The 15,115-nt window shown below is 73.2% G+C and carries 12 protein-coding genes and 1 pseudogene; 8 read left to right on the top strand and 5 right to left on the bottom strand.

What is annotated here, in order from left to right:
• Positions 1-401: 401 nt before the first annotated feature.
• The 3 genes from ACFWFZ_RS10370 to ACFWFZ_RS10360 all read left to right on the top strand — a co-directional run bounded on the left by ACFWFZ_RS10370 (position 402) and on the right by ACFWFZ_RS10360 (position 2,683).
• On the top strand, positions 402-1,136 hold the full coding sequence (locus tag ACFWFZ_RS10370; RefSeq protein WP_387119483.1) for a GPP34 family phosphoprotein: 735 nt from the start codon (positions 402-404) through the stop codon (positions 1,134-1,136).
• A gap of 255 nt (positions 1,137-1,391) precedes the next feature.
• Positions 1,392-2,276, top strand: coding sequence for a helix-turn-helix domain-containing protein (locus ACFWFZ_RS10365; RefSeq protein WP_387119480.1), 885 nt, complete (start codon positions 1,392-1,394; stop codon positions 2,274-2,276).
• 197 nt (positions 2,277-2,473) lie between these two features.
• Positions 2,474-2,683: a DUF397 domain-containing protein gene (locus ACFWFZ_RS10360; protein ID WP_387119477.1), complete on the top strand. Its 210-nt coding sequence runs from the start codon at positions 2,474-2,476 to the stop codon at positions 2,681-2,683.
• 206 nt (positions 2,684-2,889) lie between these two features.
• Here the strand turns inward: ACFWFZ_RS10360 and ACFWFZ_RS10355 are convergent, their stop codons facing one another.
• Positions 2,890-3,753: a hypothetical protein gene (locus tag ACFWFZ_RS10355; protein WP_387119474.1), complete on the bottom strand. Its 864-nt coding sequence runs from the start codon at positions 3,751-3,753 to the stop codon at positions 2,890-2,892.
• 150 nt (positions 3,754-3,903) lie between these two features.
• Here ACFWFZ_RS10355 and ACFWFZ_RS10350 point away from each other — a divergent pair, with 150 nt between their 5' ends.
• Positions 3,904-5,151 (top strand): PLP-dependent aminotransferase family protein, encoded by a 1,248-nt coding sequence (locus ACFWFZ_RS10350; protein WP_387119471.1) that lies wholly within the window; start codon positions 3,904-3,906, stop codon positions 5,149-5,151.
• Between the two features lie 242 nt (positions 5,152-5,393).
• Here ACFWFZ_RS10350 and ACFWFZ_RS10345 read toward each other — a convergent pair whose 3' ends face one another.
• From ACFWFZ_RS10345 to ACFWFZ_RS10335, 3 genes are all read right to left on the bottom strand, one after another.
• A complete protein-coding gene (locus tag ACFWFZ_RS10345) occupies positions 5,394-5,858 on the bottom strand; it encodes a hypothetical protein (protein WP_387119956.1) in 465 nt (154 codons plus the stop codon).
• 233 nt (positions 5,859-6,091) lie between these two features.
• Positions 6,092-6,343, bottom strand: a complete 252-nt coding sequence (locus tag ACFWFZ_RS10340) for an amphi-Trp domain-containing protein (protein ID WP_387119468.1) — start codon at positions 6,341-6,343, stop codon at positions 6,092-6,094.
• A gap of 134 nt (positions 6,344-6,477) precedes the next feature.
• A complete protein-coding gene (locus tag ACFWFZ_RS10335) occupies positions 6,478-7,809 on the bottom strand; it encodes a diacylglycerol/lipid kinase family protein (RefSeq protein WP_387119465.1) in 1,332 nt (443 codons plus the stop codon).
• Positions 7,810-7,996: 187 nt separating this feature from the next.
• On the opposite strand from ACFWFZ_RS10335, the gene ACFWFZ_RS10330 reads away from it, so the two are divergent.
• The 4 genes from ACFWFZ_RS10330 (at position 7,997) to ACFWFZ_RS10315 (ending at position 13,958) form a co-directional block, all read left to right on the top strand.
• Positions 7,997-8,779, top strand: a complete 783-nt coding sequence (locus ACFWFZ_RS10330; RefSeq protein WP_387119462.1) for an SDR family oxidoreductase — start codon at positions 7,997-7,999, stop codon at positions 8,777-8,779.
• Positions 8,780-8,819: 40 nt separating this feature from the next.
• A complete protein-coding gene (locus tag ACFWFZ_RS10325; protein ID WP_387119459.1) occupies positions 8,820-11,411 on the top strand; it encodes a bifunctional FO biosynthesis protein CofGH in 2,592 nt (863 codons plus the stop codon).
• A 394-nt stretch (positions 11,412-11,805) separates the two neighbouring features.
• Positions 11,806-13,002, top strand: a complete 1,197-nt coding sequence (locus ACFWFZ_RS10320; protein ID WP_387119953.1) for an ADP-ribosylglycohydrolase family protein — start codon at positions 11,806-11,808, stop codon at positions 13,000-13,002.
• A 95-nt stretch (positions 13,003-13,097) separates the two neighbouring features.
• Positions 13,098-13,958 (top strand): TIGR03619 family F420-dependent LLM class oxidoreductase, encoded by an 861-nt coding sequence (locus tag ACFWFZ_RS10315; protein ID WP_387119456.1) that lies wholly within the window; start codon positions 13,098-13,100, stop codon positions 13,956-13,958.
• A 79-nt stretch (positions 13,959-14,037) separates the two neighbouring features.
• On the opposite strand, the pseudogene ACFWFZ_RS10310 reads toward ACFWFZ_RS10315, so the two are convergent.
• Positions 14,038-15,115, bottom strand: a pseudogene (locus tag ACFWFZ_RS10310) (hypothetical protein); the annotation flags it as partial.

Below are 15,115 nucleotides of genomic sequence, written 5' to 3'. Positions count from 1 at the left end.
ATCGGCATCGGCATCGGCATCGGCATCGGATTCAGCCGCACCGCCGTCGGCCCCGGCATCCGCCTCGGCCCCGCTTTCGCCCTTACGGGCGACCACGGCACCGTCATCGGATTCCCTCGGCCGGAACACCGACAGCCTCGGGTCGCGCTCCGCGGACGACTCCGCCGCCCCCGGCGTTTCTTCATCTACCGACTTGTCGGGGGACTCGCCCGCCACCGCTCCTCCTCATCGCCGCCACGTTCGGCTGTCCGAATGTCTAACAGTGTCCCGTCTCGGGAGCATCGCCCCCGTGCTAGACGAGAACGACATAGCTGCGGGTTCCCCCACAAAGCGGCCACGCGCTCTCGACAGATGAATGTGAGAGGCGTCACCCTGTCACTCATCCACGCGGGGAGGCATGGATGGGCAGGAGCCGCAGAACAATTCCGGAGGAGCTTCTGTTGCTCGCCTTGGACCCGGCCACGGGTACCACGGCGCAGCCGCAGTCGCTCGACCTCGGCCTGGCCGGGGCACAGCTAGTGGAGCTGGCTCTGGCAGGACGGATAGCCCCTGATGGGGATCGTATCGCCGTGGTGATGCCACGGCCGACAGGAGATCCGACTCTGGACTCCGCACTGGAACTGCTGCGCAGGCGCGGCAGCCCGGTACGGGCCGTCCACTGGATCGGCGGACCCCGGCTGGGGCTTCGTCAGATTTACCTCGCGCACCTTGAGCGCTGCGGCATGGTCCATGCCGTCGCGGGACAGATGTGCGGGGTGTTGCCGACGACTCGCTACCAGGCGACGGACACGGAGATCAGCCGGGAGATCCGAGCCCGGCTCGACAGTGCGATCCGCACCGGCGTACCGCCGGACCCGCGGACCGCGGCGCTCGCCGCGCTGGCCCACGCGGTCGGACTCGGCAAGCACCTGTACCCCGGCAACGAGGGGCGCTCGTCCAGGTCCCGGCTGCGGGATCTGATCAGGCACGACCCGATGGGCGGACTCGTGGCGCACGCCGTGATGGACGTCCAGAACGGTGTGGCAGCACAGCCGCGCCGGGACCGCCCACCGGCGCCGCCGGCCCGGCCCACGGCGGGCGGCATGCCGCTGCAGCCGCGTCGCACGGGTGCGATGGCCCGCGTGGCCGCGCACTGATCCACCCCCGGTGCGGCCCGGGCAGATCCCGGGTCCCCCGTTCCACCGCTCGACCGTTCCACAGCTCCACCGCACCACCGCACCGAGCCGCCAGCGCGCGGGGTGACGGGGCCGGTCCTCCGGCTCCGCCGCCCCGCGCGTCTGTGTTTTCCCTGCCGTTCCCCAGCGGCGCCGCCCGCTTCGGTGGCAGTCTGCTGAACATCAGCCACGCAGAGAGACAGCTGCACTACAGAAGAAGGCGGAGGTGCCGTTCACGTGGCGTCCAATGTCAATCCCACCGTCCGACGCCGCCGACTGGGAATGGAGCTGCGCAAGCTCCGCGAGGACAAGGGCATGACGGCCGAACAGGTCGCCGAACGCCTCCTCGTCTCCCAGTCGAAGATCAGCCGACTGGAGAACGGCCGCCGTTCCATCAGCCAGCGCGACGTCCGCGACCTGTGCGACGTGTACGAGGTCGAGGACCGCCGGCTCATCGACTCCCTCATGCAGATGGCGAAGGACTCCCGCCAGCAGGGCTGGTGGCACGCCTTCGGCGACATCCCGTACAGCGTCTACATCGGGCTGGAGACGGACGCCGCCAGCCTGCGCACGTACGAGCCCCTGGTGATCCCCGGGCTGCTCCAGACCACGGAGTACGCCCAGGCCCTTGTCCGCGGCGCGTGGCCGGAGACCGCCCCGGCCGACGTGGACAAGCGCGTCCAGGTCCGGATGCACCGCCAGAAGCGGCTCTCCGAGACCGAGAACAACAACCCGGAGCTCGGCCCGCTGCGCCTGTGGGCGGTCATCGACGAGGCGGCGCTGCGCCGGCACGTGGGCGACACCCAACTGATGATCCGACAGCTGGGGTACCTGATAGAGCAGTCGGAGCAGCCGCACGTCACGGTGCAGGTGATGCCCTTCGAGCTGGGCGCGCACCCCGGCGTGAACGGCCAGTACGCGATCCTGGAGTTCCCGGACGCGTCCGACTCGACGGTCGTCTACATCGAGGGCGTGACGAGCGACCTGTACCTGGAGAAGGCCAACGACGTCCAGAAGTACAGCGTGATGTACGAGCACCTGCGCGCCCAGGCGCTGGGCGTCGACCAGACACGTGAGTTCATTCTGGGGATCATCAACGAATATGCGGACAAAGGCGAATAGTCCTGTGACGCAAGGGGCAGGCGGGATCGGGGGCGGCACCGTACACCGTCGATCCCCAGCCACAGAAGGCTTGAATGGAATATGCCACTCGGTCGGGTGAATGCTTCCTTCACCCGTCAGGAGCTGCGGGTAGCGTCGATCACGTCAGCCGGAAATGGCCGACAAGACACCGAACTACTCGCTCACCGGAGAGAAACATGGCTATTCGCCAGGGCGCCAACGACAACTGGGTCAAGTCCTCCTACTCCGCCAACGGCGCCTGCGTCGAGGTCAAGTCCCCCGTCATGGAGACGATCGCCGTGCGTGACTCGAAGGTGCAGGACGGCCCGTCCCTCACGTTCGCGCCCGGCTCGTGGACCTCGTTCGTCACCGACGTCACCGAAGGCCGGCTGGGACGCCTCGCCTGAAGATCACGACGCGTCCCGACCGTCCCGACTGGAGCCCTCTCGACCGATCCGCCGTCTTGGCCGAGGGGGCTCGGCCATGCCCGCCTCCGGGCCGGCGGCACAGCCGGCCAGCCATTCAGACGGCGACCAGCCGGCCGTCAGTCGGCCGTCAGTCGGCCGTCAGTCGGCCAGCCGACGGTCTGCCGGTCGGCCAACAGGTCGGCCTGTCAGCGCAACTGGTCGACGTATCGGTCCGTCCCCGGCACCGTCGGGATGAACGGAGCCACGAGTTCCACCCGCCCCAGGCCCGCCTCCGCGACCTCCGCGTCCAGCCCCTGGAAGCGGTCCCAGCAGGCCCGGGGGTCCTCCTCCAGGAACCACAGCAGCGTGAGGCGCGTGTCGACCCCCTCCACCTGCTTGACGTACGCCATCCGGTCACCGGGCAGCGGTGTCGGCCGGAAGACCGTCACCATCGCCGCCGGGGAGCCGTGCAGCCGCCTCGGCAGGGCGCGTGAGCGCAGCCACTCCAGCAACTCGGCCCGCTGCGCGGGGCCGTCGGCGTCGACCACCTGCACCACCAGTCCGGCGTACGGGTGGTCGAGCGCGTGACAGTCCCGCGGGCCGGCGGCGCCGTCGCGGTAGACGGTGGCCGCGTGGTCCTGGAAGGCCGTGAAGACGTGGGTCCGGTCCTGGTAGACGCGCCCGTCGCGGTTGAGCCGCTTGTTGATGCCGACGGTCCACTTCATGTGCTCGTCGTAGCGGCCCTCGGTGACCCAGTACGTCGAGATGTAGCAGCCGGCGGTGACCGGCTGGGCGACGGCCGACTTCTCGGGGTAGCGCAGCTCCTGGAGCTCGCGGGTGGCCACCCAGCGGCGGCCCGCGTACATCCAGGGCATGGCCATGGCGCCGGCGTAGTAGTGGTCGTCCTCGTACCAGCGGTTGTACGCGTACTCGTGGCCCGGGTGCGGCTCCACCATCGTGATCAGCGCATGGCCGGGGCGGACGCCGTACGGGCCGACGGCCGCCAGCGCGGCGTAGTCCTCGACGCGGGTGCCGGTGTCCTGCTGCGGGTCCTGCTCTGCTGTCGTCATGGGAACGGTCTAGCTGATGTGGCGTCAGATCGGGAGGGGCCGGGCGGAGTCGGAGGGCGGCGGGACGGGGCGTCCACCCCCTGACACATACATGTCGTCTACAACTTTTCCTCGCTACGATGCGCGCACCCGTCTCCCGGAGGAGCCCCCGTGCCCGCTTCCACCACCGCCGCTGGCGCCACCACCACTGGCGCCACCGTCGCGGCCCCGCCCGCGTTCGCCGCCCGTGCCACCTCGGTCGAGGGCTCCCCCGTACGCGAGATCCTCGCGCTCACCCAGCGGCCCGGGATCATCTCCTTCGCCGGCGGCCTTCCGGCGCCCGAGCTCTTCGACACCGAGGGCCTGCGCGCCGCGTACGACGCCGCGTTCGCGCTGTCGGCGCGCCGCGCGCTCCAGTACTCGACCACCGAAGGCGCCCCGGAGTTCCGCGCGGCCGTCGCGGCGCGGGCCACGGCGCGCGGGCTGCCGACCGGCGCGGACGACGTACTCGTCACCTCCGGCTCGCAGCAGGCCCTCGCCCTCATCACCGCGGCTCTGATCGAGCCGGGCGACGTGGTGCTGGTCGAGAACCCCACCTACCTCGCCGCGCTCCAGTGCTTCGGCCTGGCGGGGGCGCGGGTGGTGGCCGTGCCCTGCGACGGCGAGGGCGTGCTGCCGGACGCGCTGGCGGAACTCGTCGCGCGGGAGCGGCCGAAGCTGCTCTACACGATCCCCACCTTCCAGAACCCGACGGGGCGCACCCTGCCGGCCGCCCGCCGGGCGGCGGTCGCGGAGGTCGCGGCCCGCCTGGGGCTGTGGCTGGTGGAGGACGATCCGTACGGTGACCTGCGCTACGAGGGCGACGACCTCCCGTGGCTCGCCGCCCACCCGGGCGCGGAGGACCGTACGGCCCTGCTCGGCAGCTTCTCGAAGATCATGGCGCCGGGGCTGCGGCTGGGCTGGCTGCGTGCGCCGGCGGCGCTCCTGCGGGCCGCGGTGGTCGCGAAGCAGGCGGCGGACCTGCACACCTCCACGGTGGACCAGCTGGCCGCGGCGCACTACCTCGCGACCGCGGACCTGGACGCGCACATAGCCGCCGTGCGCGGCGCGTACCGCGAGCGGCGCGACGCCCTGCAGGACGCCCTGAGCCGGACCCTGTCGGCGGACTGCGACTGGAACCTGCCCGAGGGCGGCATGTTCGTGTGGGCCCGGCTCCCGGAGGGCCACGACGCGACGGCCCTGCTGGGCACGGCCGTCGGGCACGGCGTCGCGTACGTCCCGGGAGCCCCCTTCCACACGGGCAGCCCGGACCCCCGCACGCTGCGCCTGTCCTTCACCACGCACACCCCGCGGGAGATCGCCGAGGGGGTCGGCCGCCTCGGCGCGGCGCTGGCGGAGTACGGCGGGACGGCAGCGTAGTACGGCGGTACGGCGGACGGCCGGCGGCGGCACGGCGGACGGCGGCACGGCGGCACGGCGGGGGCGGGACGGCGGGCGGCGGGACGGCGGGCAGCGGGCAGCGGGCAGCGGGCAGCGGCAGGGCAGGCGGCGGCACGGCGGGCAGCGGGGCAGCGAGCAGCGCGGGGCGGCAGGCGGACGGCGGCGGGCGGCGGGGGCGGTACGGCGGGCCGCGGGTGGCGGCCGTGGCGCCTCGCGGGGCCTCAGTGCTGGAGACCGACCTTGAGCAGCACGATGACCAGCCCGAGGAGGAGGTTGACGATGCCGGCGACCGCCATGAGGCGGCGCGAGGCGCCGGCGCGTTTCGCGGCCACGGTCGCCCAGCCGACCTGGCCTGCCAGGGCGACCAGCAGGGCCAGCCACGCGATGCCCTGCGGGCCGAGGCCGAACAGGGGGCTGATGGCCACGGCGAGGGCCGGCGGGACGGCCGCCTCGATGATCGGGCGTTCCTCCCGGGAGGTGCGGCGGATCACTCTCCAGCTGAGCCGGCCCGCCATGCGGGCGCCGAAGAGGCGGGCGAAGACGTGCGCGGCCCAGAACACCACGCCGGTGCCCAGCAGCAGCGCGATGAGCTGCAGGCGTGGGAACGCGCCGAGCGTGCCGGCGCCGACGACGACGGAGGCGGCGAGCAGGGAACCGTAGACCGCACCGGCGTAGTCGCCGCGGATGTGCCCTCCGTGCCCCGCCGCGCCCCCCTCTGCATCCTCCTCCGGAAGCCGCGCCCGGCCCTTCTTCGGGGCAGACGTGGGGGCCGTCCTCGTTGCCGGCTCCGGGCCTGCCCCCGGCGGGATCGTCGATGCCGGCTCCGGTGGCGTCCCCGGGGCCTCGGGGGCCCGCTCCGGGACCTCCGGGACCCCCGCGGGGGCCTCCTCCCGGGCCTCCTCCGGGCCGCCCGCGGCCACTATGACGCGGCCCCGGACCGCGAGGCGGTGGTGGGCCACTTGAGCTCGATCTCCATCTCGATCTCCCCGTCGCCGACCTCGACCTCGATCTCGGTATGCAGTTCGTCGGGGATCCGCAGGCTCATCGTGCCGGGGCCGAGTTCCAGTTCGGCGTTGCCGCCGTGCCGCAGTGCCTCCGCGAGGGCGGAGAGCTGATCGGCGGCCTCCAGACGTGAAAGGGAACTCTTCTGCTCGAACTTGAGGTCCTTCACGACTGTCTCCTATCCGCCACGGCCAGCGGGACCACCGGGACCACCGGTAAGGCTCACCGGGACCACCGGCTAAGGCTCATTGTGCCGCCGTACCAGGGGCCGGGCATCCCGGGCGCTTCCGCTCGCCTGCGCCGTCACCGCGGCCGAGGCCGGTTGAAGGCCAGCGCGAGGACGTCGCGCCACTGCATCGGCGGACTGGCCGCCGGAGCGCCCGGACGCTCCCTCGGCACCAGTACGCGCAGGGCGCCCGGGCGGATGGAGCAGGTGACGGGCGTGGGCAGGGTCAGGGCCTCCCCGTCGACGGCGACCGGGATGCTCTCGGCGTCCGACCTGATGACGACCTGCCGGGAGGTCAGGACGTGCAGGCCCGCCGCCCGTGCGCCGCGCAGCGCCACGTCGGCCGCCTGGGCGGCGTTGTCGACCCGGATTCCGACGACGCCCAGCACGCCGAGGTCGAGGCGGGCCCGGCGGGCGCCGACGGACATCGGCTCGGGCGACGAGTAGGGGTTGTTGCTGATCAGCAGCGCCTGCTGGGCTTCCAGACGCGTCTCGTCGGTCGCCGCGTCGAGGGTGCGTCCGGCGTACCCGAGCAGCAGGTCGGGCAGGGCGTTCAGCGCCGAGTCCGCCTTGGCGTCCCGGTACTCCGGCCGCTGCACGACCTCCGCGTAGACGCCGAAGGAGGCCGTGTTCACGAAGGCGCGGCCCCCTGCGAAGCCCAGGTCGACCCTGAGTTCCTCTCCGTCCGCCAGCGCGTCCAGGCACCGGGCCGGGTCCTCGCGGTCCAGGCCGAGGTCCATGGCGAAGTGGTTCCTGGTACCGGCGGAGACCACCAGGAACGGCAGATCGTGCTCGGCCGCCACCTCGGCCACCCGGGCCTGGGTGCCGTCGCCGCCCGCCACCCCGAGCAGGTCCGCCCCCTCGGCCACCGCCCGGCGGGCGAGGGCGGCGACGTCCGTCACGACCTCCGGGTCCAGCAGCACCACGCGGGCGCCGAGCGCCTCGCCCTTCTCGACGAGGCCGAAAAGGCCGACCTTCCCGCCGCCGGACTTCGGGTTCATGATCAGCACCGGGTTGCGGGGGCGTTCGGCGGGGACCGCCCGCATGCCGGCGGGCGGCCGCGCGGCGCGCAGCGCCGTCCGCGCGCACACCACGGCGGCGGCCCACACCACGATGGCGGCCAGCGCCGTGGGCCACAGGTCGGCCCGTGCGTAGATGACGAGGATGGCCACGGGAGCGGCCACGGCCAGCACCGCCCCGGCCAGCCGGACCGGTCCACGGTGGGCGACCACCCACCAGGTACCCATGGCGGTGAGCGCCGCGCCGGCCACCCCGACCACGACGACGACCAGCCCGCCGCGCTCGCCGGCCGCCACCAGCACCACCACCGCGCCCAGCGCACAGACCAGCGCCAGCAGAGCGAACAGCCGGGCGCGCGGGGGCACGCCGACAGGGTGCGAGAGCGACATGGTCCTCACGTCCTCCGACCGGGTCCTGGCACGGCGGATCGTCCCCACCAGGATGCTTCCCACCCGATCATCCCCCCAACACCCGCCCCCCGCACGCAGGGGCGAGCCCCGCCCCTTCCCATGGGCGCGGCGGACCCCTAGCCTGACGCACCGTCAGATTCGCCGCGCCCGCCCCTGGAGGTACGTCGTGCTGTTGCGAGGGAAGACCGTCATCGTCTCCGGCGTCGGGGCCGGGCTCGGGCATCAGGTGGCCGCCGCCGTCGTGCGGGACGGCGGGAACGCCGTGCTCGGGGCGCGGACCGAGGCGAACCTCGCCAAGTGCGCCGCCGAGATCGACCCCGGCGGCGCCCACACCGCCCACCGGCCGACCGACATCGGCGACGAGGCGCAGTGCGAGGCGCTCGCGGCCATGGCCGTGGAGCGGTTCGGGGGCGTCGACGCCGTCGTGCACGTCGCCGCCTGGGACTCGTACTTCGGCGGGCTGGAGGACGCCGACTTCGGGACCTGGCAGCAGATCCTCGACGTCAACCTGCTGGGGACCCTGCGCATGACCCGGGCCTGCCTGCCCGCCCTCAAGGAGAACGGCGGATCCGTCGTCATCATCGGGACGCAGTCCGCCGTCGCCGCGCCCAACGAGGTGCAGCAGGCCGCCTACGCCGCCTCCAAGGGGGCCCTGACCTCCGCCATGTACTCCATGGCCCGCGAGCTCGGCCCGTACCGGATCCGCGTCAACACCGTGCTGCCCGGCTGGATGTGGGGCCCGCCCGTACAGGCCTTCGTCACCTTCACCGCCCACACCGAGGGCGTCCCCGAAGCCGAGGTGCACGCCCGCCTCACCGAGCGCATGGCCCTGCCCGACCTCGCCACCGACGGGGATGTCGCCGACGCCGCCGTCTTCCTCGCCTCCGACCGCGCCCGGGCGATAACCGGCCAATCGTTGCTGGTCAACGCCGGTGAGCTGATGAGATGACGGTCTCCACCGGCGCGTCGGCGGATCGTATGCTCGCCGCATGACCATTCCGAGTGCCGCTCCGACCGAAAACGCGATGCGCCGCGCGCTGCGACGGGCCCGAGACGGCGTCGCGCTCGACGCGGCCGAGGCGGCCGTACTCCTCCAGGCGCGCGGCGAGGCCCTCACCGACCTCGCCGCCTCCGCCGCCCGCGTCAGGGACGCGGGGCTCGCCGCCGCCGGCCGGCCCGGTGTCGTCACGTACTCCCGCAAGGTCTTCATCCCCCTCACCCGCCTCTGCCGCGACAAGTGCCACTACTGCACCTTCGTCACCGTCCCCGGCAAGCTCCGCCGGGACGGCCACGGCATGTACCTGTCCCCCGACGAGGTCCTCGACATCGCGCGCAAGGGCGCGGCGATGGGCTGCAAGGAGGCCCTCTTCACCCTCGGCGACCGCCCCGAGGACCGCTGGCCCGAGGCCCGCGAATGGCTCGACGCGCACGGCTACGACGACACCCTCGCGTACGTCCGCGCCATGGCGATCCGGGTCCTGGAGGAGACGGGGCTGCTGCCGCACCTCAACCCCGGCGTCATGTCGTGGTCCGAGCTGCAGCGTCTGAAGCCCGTCGCCCCGTCCATGGGCATGATGCTGGAGACCACCGCCACCCGCCTGTGGTCCGAGCCCGGCGGCCCCCACCACGGCTCCCCCGACAAGGAACCGGCCGTCCGGCTGCGCGTGCTGGAGGACGCGGGCCGCTCCAACGTCCCCTTCACCACCGGCGTCCTGATCGGCATCGGCGAGTCCTACGAGGAGCGGGCCGACGCCTTCTTCGAGCTGCGCCGCATCCAGCGCAGCTACCACGGCATCCAGGAAGTCATCGTCCAGAACTTCCGCGCCAAGCCGGACACCGCCATGCGCGGCATGCCGGACGCCGAGCTGGAGGAGCTGGCCGCGGCCATCGCCGTCGCCCGCCACATCCTGGGGCCGAGCGCCCGCATCCAGGCCCCGCCGAACCTGGTGGACGCCGAGTACGCCCTGCTCATCGGCGCCGGCATCGACGACTGGGGCGGCGTCTCCCCGCTGACACCCGACCACGTCAACCCCGAGCGCCCCTGGCCGCACATCGAGGAGCTGGCCGCGCGGACCGCCGCCGCCGGTTTCGAGCTGCGCGAACGCCTCACCGTCTACCCGGAGTTCCTCCAGCGCGGCGAGCCCTGGCTGGACCCGCGGCTGCTGCCCCACGTACGGGCGCTGGCCGACGCCGAGACCGGCCTGGCGGACGAGTCCGCGGCCGTCGAGGGCCGGCCCTGGCAGGAGCCCGACGAGGGCTTCGCCGCGTACGGGCGCACCGGCACCGGACGCACCGACCTGCACACCGCCATCGACACCGAGGGCCGCACCACCGACCGCCGCGAGGATTTCGACCACGTCTACGGCGACTGGGAGGCCCTGCGCGAGGCGGCCGCGCCCGGCATGGTCCCCGAGCGCATCGACACCGACGTACGGACCGCCCTCGCACAGGCCGCCGACGACCCGGAGAAGCTCACCGACGCGCAGGCCCTCGCCCTGCTGCACGCGGACGGGCCGGCCCTCGACGCCCTGTGCCGGATCGCGGACGACCTGCGCCGGTCGGTCGTCGGCGACGACGTCACCTACATCGTCACGCGGAACATCAACTTCACCAACGTCTGCTACACCGGCTGCCGTTTCTGCGCCTTCGCGCAGCGCCGTACGGACGCCGACGCCTACACCCTCTCCCTCGACCAGGTCGCCGACCGGGCCGCCCAGGCCTGGGACGTCGGCGCGGTCGAGGTGTGCATGCAGGGCGGCATCCACCCCGACCTGCCGGGGACCGCGTACTTCGACATCGCGCGGGCGGTCAAGCAGCGGGTGCCGGACATGCACGTGCACGCCTTCTCGCCGATGGAGGTCGTCAACGGCGCGACGCGCACGGGCATGTCCGTACGGGACTGGCTGACGGCCGCCAAGGAGGCCGGCCTGGACTCGATTCCCGGGACGGCGGCGGAGATCCTGGACGACGAGGTGCGCTGGGTCCTGACCAAGGGCAAGCTGCCGACGGCGGACTGGATCGACGTGGTCACCACCGCGCACGAGCTCGGGATCCGCTCCTCGTCCACGATGATGTACGGGCACGTGGACCAGCCCCGGCACTGGCTCGGCCACTTCCGCACGCTGGCCCGCATCCAGCAGCGGACCGGCGGGTTCACGGAGTTCGTCACGCTCCCCTTCATCCACACCAACGCCCCCGTGTACCTGGCGGGCATCTCCCGGCCCGGCCCGACGGTCCGCGACAACCGCGCGGTGACGGCGATGGCCCGGCTGCTGCTGCACCCGCACATCCCCAACATCCAGACGAGCTGGGTGAAGCTGGGGGCGGAGGGCGCGGCGGAGATGCTCCGCTCCGGGGCGAACGACCTCGGCGGGACGCTGATGGAGGAGACCATCTCCCGGATGGCCGGGTCGAGTTACGGCTCGTACAAGTCGGTCCAGGACCTGGTGGCGGTCGCGGCGGCGGCGGGCCGTCCCGCGAAGCCCCGTACGACGCTGTACGGGGAGGTGCCGCAGGAGCGACAGCAGGCGGCCCGCGCCTCGGACGGCCACCTGCCGGAGCTGCTGCCGGTACTGGACTGAGCGCGGCGGACTGGGTCCGCGGACCGGGCCGCGGACCGGGCCGCGCCCCGGGTCCGCGGCGTGGTCCCCCTCCCCACCGGCACGGCGGTGGCCGGAACAATTCGCTGGGCGGACCCCTTCCGGATCCGATCGAACCTGTCCACTACAGTGCGGATTTCGTATGCTCGGCGGTCACGGGTAGGGACGCCGGCCATCGGCCCGGGGGGACGACGTGATCGGTACGAACGACGGCACGAACGGCAGCGCCCACACGGCTCGCGCGTCCGCTCCGGCCCCGACCGCGGGCCAGGTCCAGCCGGACGGGCCGCCGGTCCCGGGCCCGGCCGCCCGTACAGCCGCGGCCGCGCCGCCCAGGCCCGCCCCACCCGCGGGAGGCAGGACGCTCGGGCAGGGGATCGTCACCGGCCTCTGGGGGCGGATCGAGCAGCAGGACTTCCGCAGCCGCATCCGCGGCACGCTCCTCGGCGCGGCGCTCGGCGACGCCCTCGGCGCGCCCCTCACCGGCCTCTCCCTCGACGCCATCCGCGAGGCGCACGGCCCCGACGGGCTGACCGGCCCCGCCGCCGCGCACGGCCGCCGCGGCCGGATCACCGCCGCCACCCAGCTCACCCTCTTCACCGTGGACGGGCTGATACGGGCCCACGTACGCCGGGACACCGGCGCCTGGCACCCGCCCACCGACGTCCACCGCGCGTACCGCCGCTGGGCGGCGACCCAGCACGACTGGGGTCCCGACGAGCGCCGCGAGGACAACGGCTGGCTCGCGCGGGAGGAGTGGCTCTACGCCCGCCGCGACCCCGACCGCGCCTGCCTGACCGGCTTCGGCGACGACGTCCTCGCCACCCTCGACCGGCCCAAGAACCCGGCCGCCCGCGGCGCGGCCGCCGCCGCCCGCTCGGCCCCCTTCGGGCTGCTGGTCGGCTGGGAACCCGCCCTCGTCCTCCAGCTCAGCGTCGAGTGTGCCGCGCAGAGCCACGGCCATCCCACCGCCCACCTCTCGGCCGGCGCCCTCGCCGTCATCGTCCACGGCCTGACCCGCGGCGACTCCCTCGACGCCGCCGTCCAACGCACCCTGGGACTGCTGGGCGCCCGCCCCGGACACCAGCCCGTCACCGACGCCCTCCAGCGCGCCATGTCGGCGGTCACCCAGGGCCCGCCCGGCCCCGACACCGTCGAAGCCCTCTGCCCCGTCAAGGCCGCGCCCGACGCGCCGGACATCCCCGTCACGCCTGACGCATCCGACGTGCCCGTCACGCCCGCCGCCTCCGTCCCGCCCGTCCCGCCCGACGCCTCCGACGCCCTCGCCGTCGCCGTCTACTGCGCCCTCGTCGCCGAGGACGTCGCCCACGGCCTGCGCCTCGCTGTCAACCACGGCGGCGACTCCGCTGCCGCGGGCACCCTCTGCGGCGCACTGCTCGGCGCACTCCACGGCGAGACCGCCCTCCCGCCCGCCTGGCTCGCCGAACTCGAAGGCCGGGCCACGCTCCTCGAACTGTGCGACGACTTCGCCCTGGAGATGACCCAGGGGCCGACCCTCCACAGCCCCTCCGCCTCCTCCCCTGGCTGGCTCGCCCGCTACCCGCGCGGCTGACAGTGACCCCCGCGACCTGACGCCCCCTCAACAATCAGAGTGCCAGACCGTACCGTGGCGTTCCCATGTCCCGGCCGCCGGAGGTGCCAGCACACATGCGGATCGCCACGACCGTCTTCCTCACCGACCGCACCGTCTCCCCCGTCCGTCTCGCCCGCAGCCTGGAGGAACGCGGCTTCTCGGGCCTCTACCTGCCGGAGCACACCCACATCCCCATCGCCCGCGAGACCCCCGCCCCCATGGGCGGCGAACTCCCCGAGATGTACGGCCGCACCCTCGACCCCTTCGTCGCCCTCGGCCAGGCCGCCGCGGTCACCGAGCACCTGCACCTGGGCACCGGCATCACCCTGGTCGCCCAGCACGACCCGATCGGCCTGGCGAAACAGGTCGCGACCCTCGACCATCTCTCCGGCGGCCGCTTCACCCTGGGCATCGGCTACGGCTGGAACGTCGAGGAGGCCGCCGACCACGGCGTCGAGTGGCGCACCCGCCGCGACCTGGTGCGCGACCGCATGGCCCTGATGCGCGCCCTGTGGGCTCCGGAACCGACGGCGTACGTGGGCCAGTACTGCTCCGTCCAGGCCAGCACCGCCCACCCCAAGCCGGCCCAGGCCCCGCGCGAACTCGGCCCCGGCTCCCCCCTGCACGGCCCCCGCACCCTCATCGGCGGCGCGGCCGGCCCGAAGCTGTTCGCCGCCGTCGCCGACCACGCCGACGGCTGGCTTCCGATCGGCGGCGGCGGCCTGGCCGATTCCCTCCCGGTGCTCCGCCAGGTCTGGGAGACCGCCGGGCGCGATCCGAAGTCCCTCCAGGTGGTCCCGTACGCCGTGCGGCCCACCCCGGGCAAGCTCGCCCACTACGCCGACCTCGGCATCGAGGAGGTCGTCCTCCAGCTCCCCTCCGCCACCGAACCGGAGATCCTGCGCACCCTGGACGACTTCGCCCAGTACCTCTGACCTGCCCTGACATAACACAAGCGGGGCCCGCCCGATCGTGCGATCGGGCGGGCCCCGGTGCTCACTTCGCCGTGGATCCTCAGGACGTGAAGTAGCCGTTCAGGTCGGCGATCACGTGGACGGAGCCGGAGTTGTTGAAGAACGTCACCCGTCCGTCCACGACGGGGACGACCACCAGGTTGGAGACGGTCTGCCCGGCCGTGTAGTTGAGGTTCGACACGCCCGGACGTCCGGTGCCGTGCGGGTGGACGATCAGGTGGCCCGCGTCGGTGGGGCCCGTGACCGTGACGTTCAGGACGACGGCGGTCACACCCTGCGCGGGTACCCCCGCCACCCCGGCCACCTGGAGGCTCACCGAACCGCCGGGACCCACGGCACCCGCCCGGGCGCCGGTGCCGTCGCGGGTGTCGAGCAGCCGAACCGGTCCCGCGGCGGCAAACGTGGAACCGGTTGCCGCGTAGTAGCCGGTGACGTCGGCGATGAGGTCCACCGAACCGGAGTTGTTGCGCAGGTCCACCTTGCCGTTCACCACGGGCACCGTCACCAGGTTGGGGACGATCTGCCCAGGCGTGAAGTTGAGGTTCGACACGCCCGGCGCCGCCTGACCGTTCGGGTAGACCGTTACATGGCCCGCCTCGGTCGGCTGGACCGCGGTCACGTTCATGACCACCGCAGTAACACCACTCGCCGGGATCCCCTTCACGCCCGCGACCTGCAAGGTCACCACCCCGCCCGGACCGACCCGCTCCTTCTTCGCACCCGTACCGTCACGGGTGTCCAGGAACCGCGCGGGCGTGAGCGGGTTCAGCGCGGAGCCCCTACCGGCCTGGTCGGTGTAGTACCCCGTCACGTCGGCGATCAGGTCCACCGAACCGGTGTTGTTGCGCAGGTCGACCTTCCCGTTCACCACCGCCACCGTCACCAGGTTCGGCACGATCTGCCCGGGCGCGAAGTTGAGGTTCGACACCTTGGGCGTGGGCTGCCCGTTCGGGTAGACCATCACGTGCCCTGCCTCGGTCGGCTGGACCGCGGTCACGTTCATCACCACGGCCGTCACCCCGCTCGCCGGGATCCCCTTCACGCCCGCGACCTGCAAGGTCACCACCCCGCCCGGACCGACCCGCTCCTTCTTCGCACCCGTACCGTCACGGGTGTCC

It is taken from the genome of Streptomyces sp. NPDC060232 (assembly GCF_042726555.1).
Taxonomy (GTDB): Bacteria; Actinomycetota; Actinomycetes; order Streptomycetales; family Streptomycetaceae; genus Streptomyces.
This window is presented reverse-complemented; position numbering and strand designations above follow the sequence as displayed.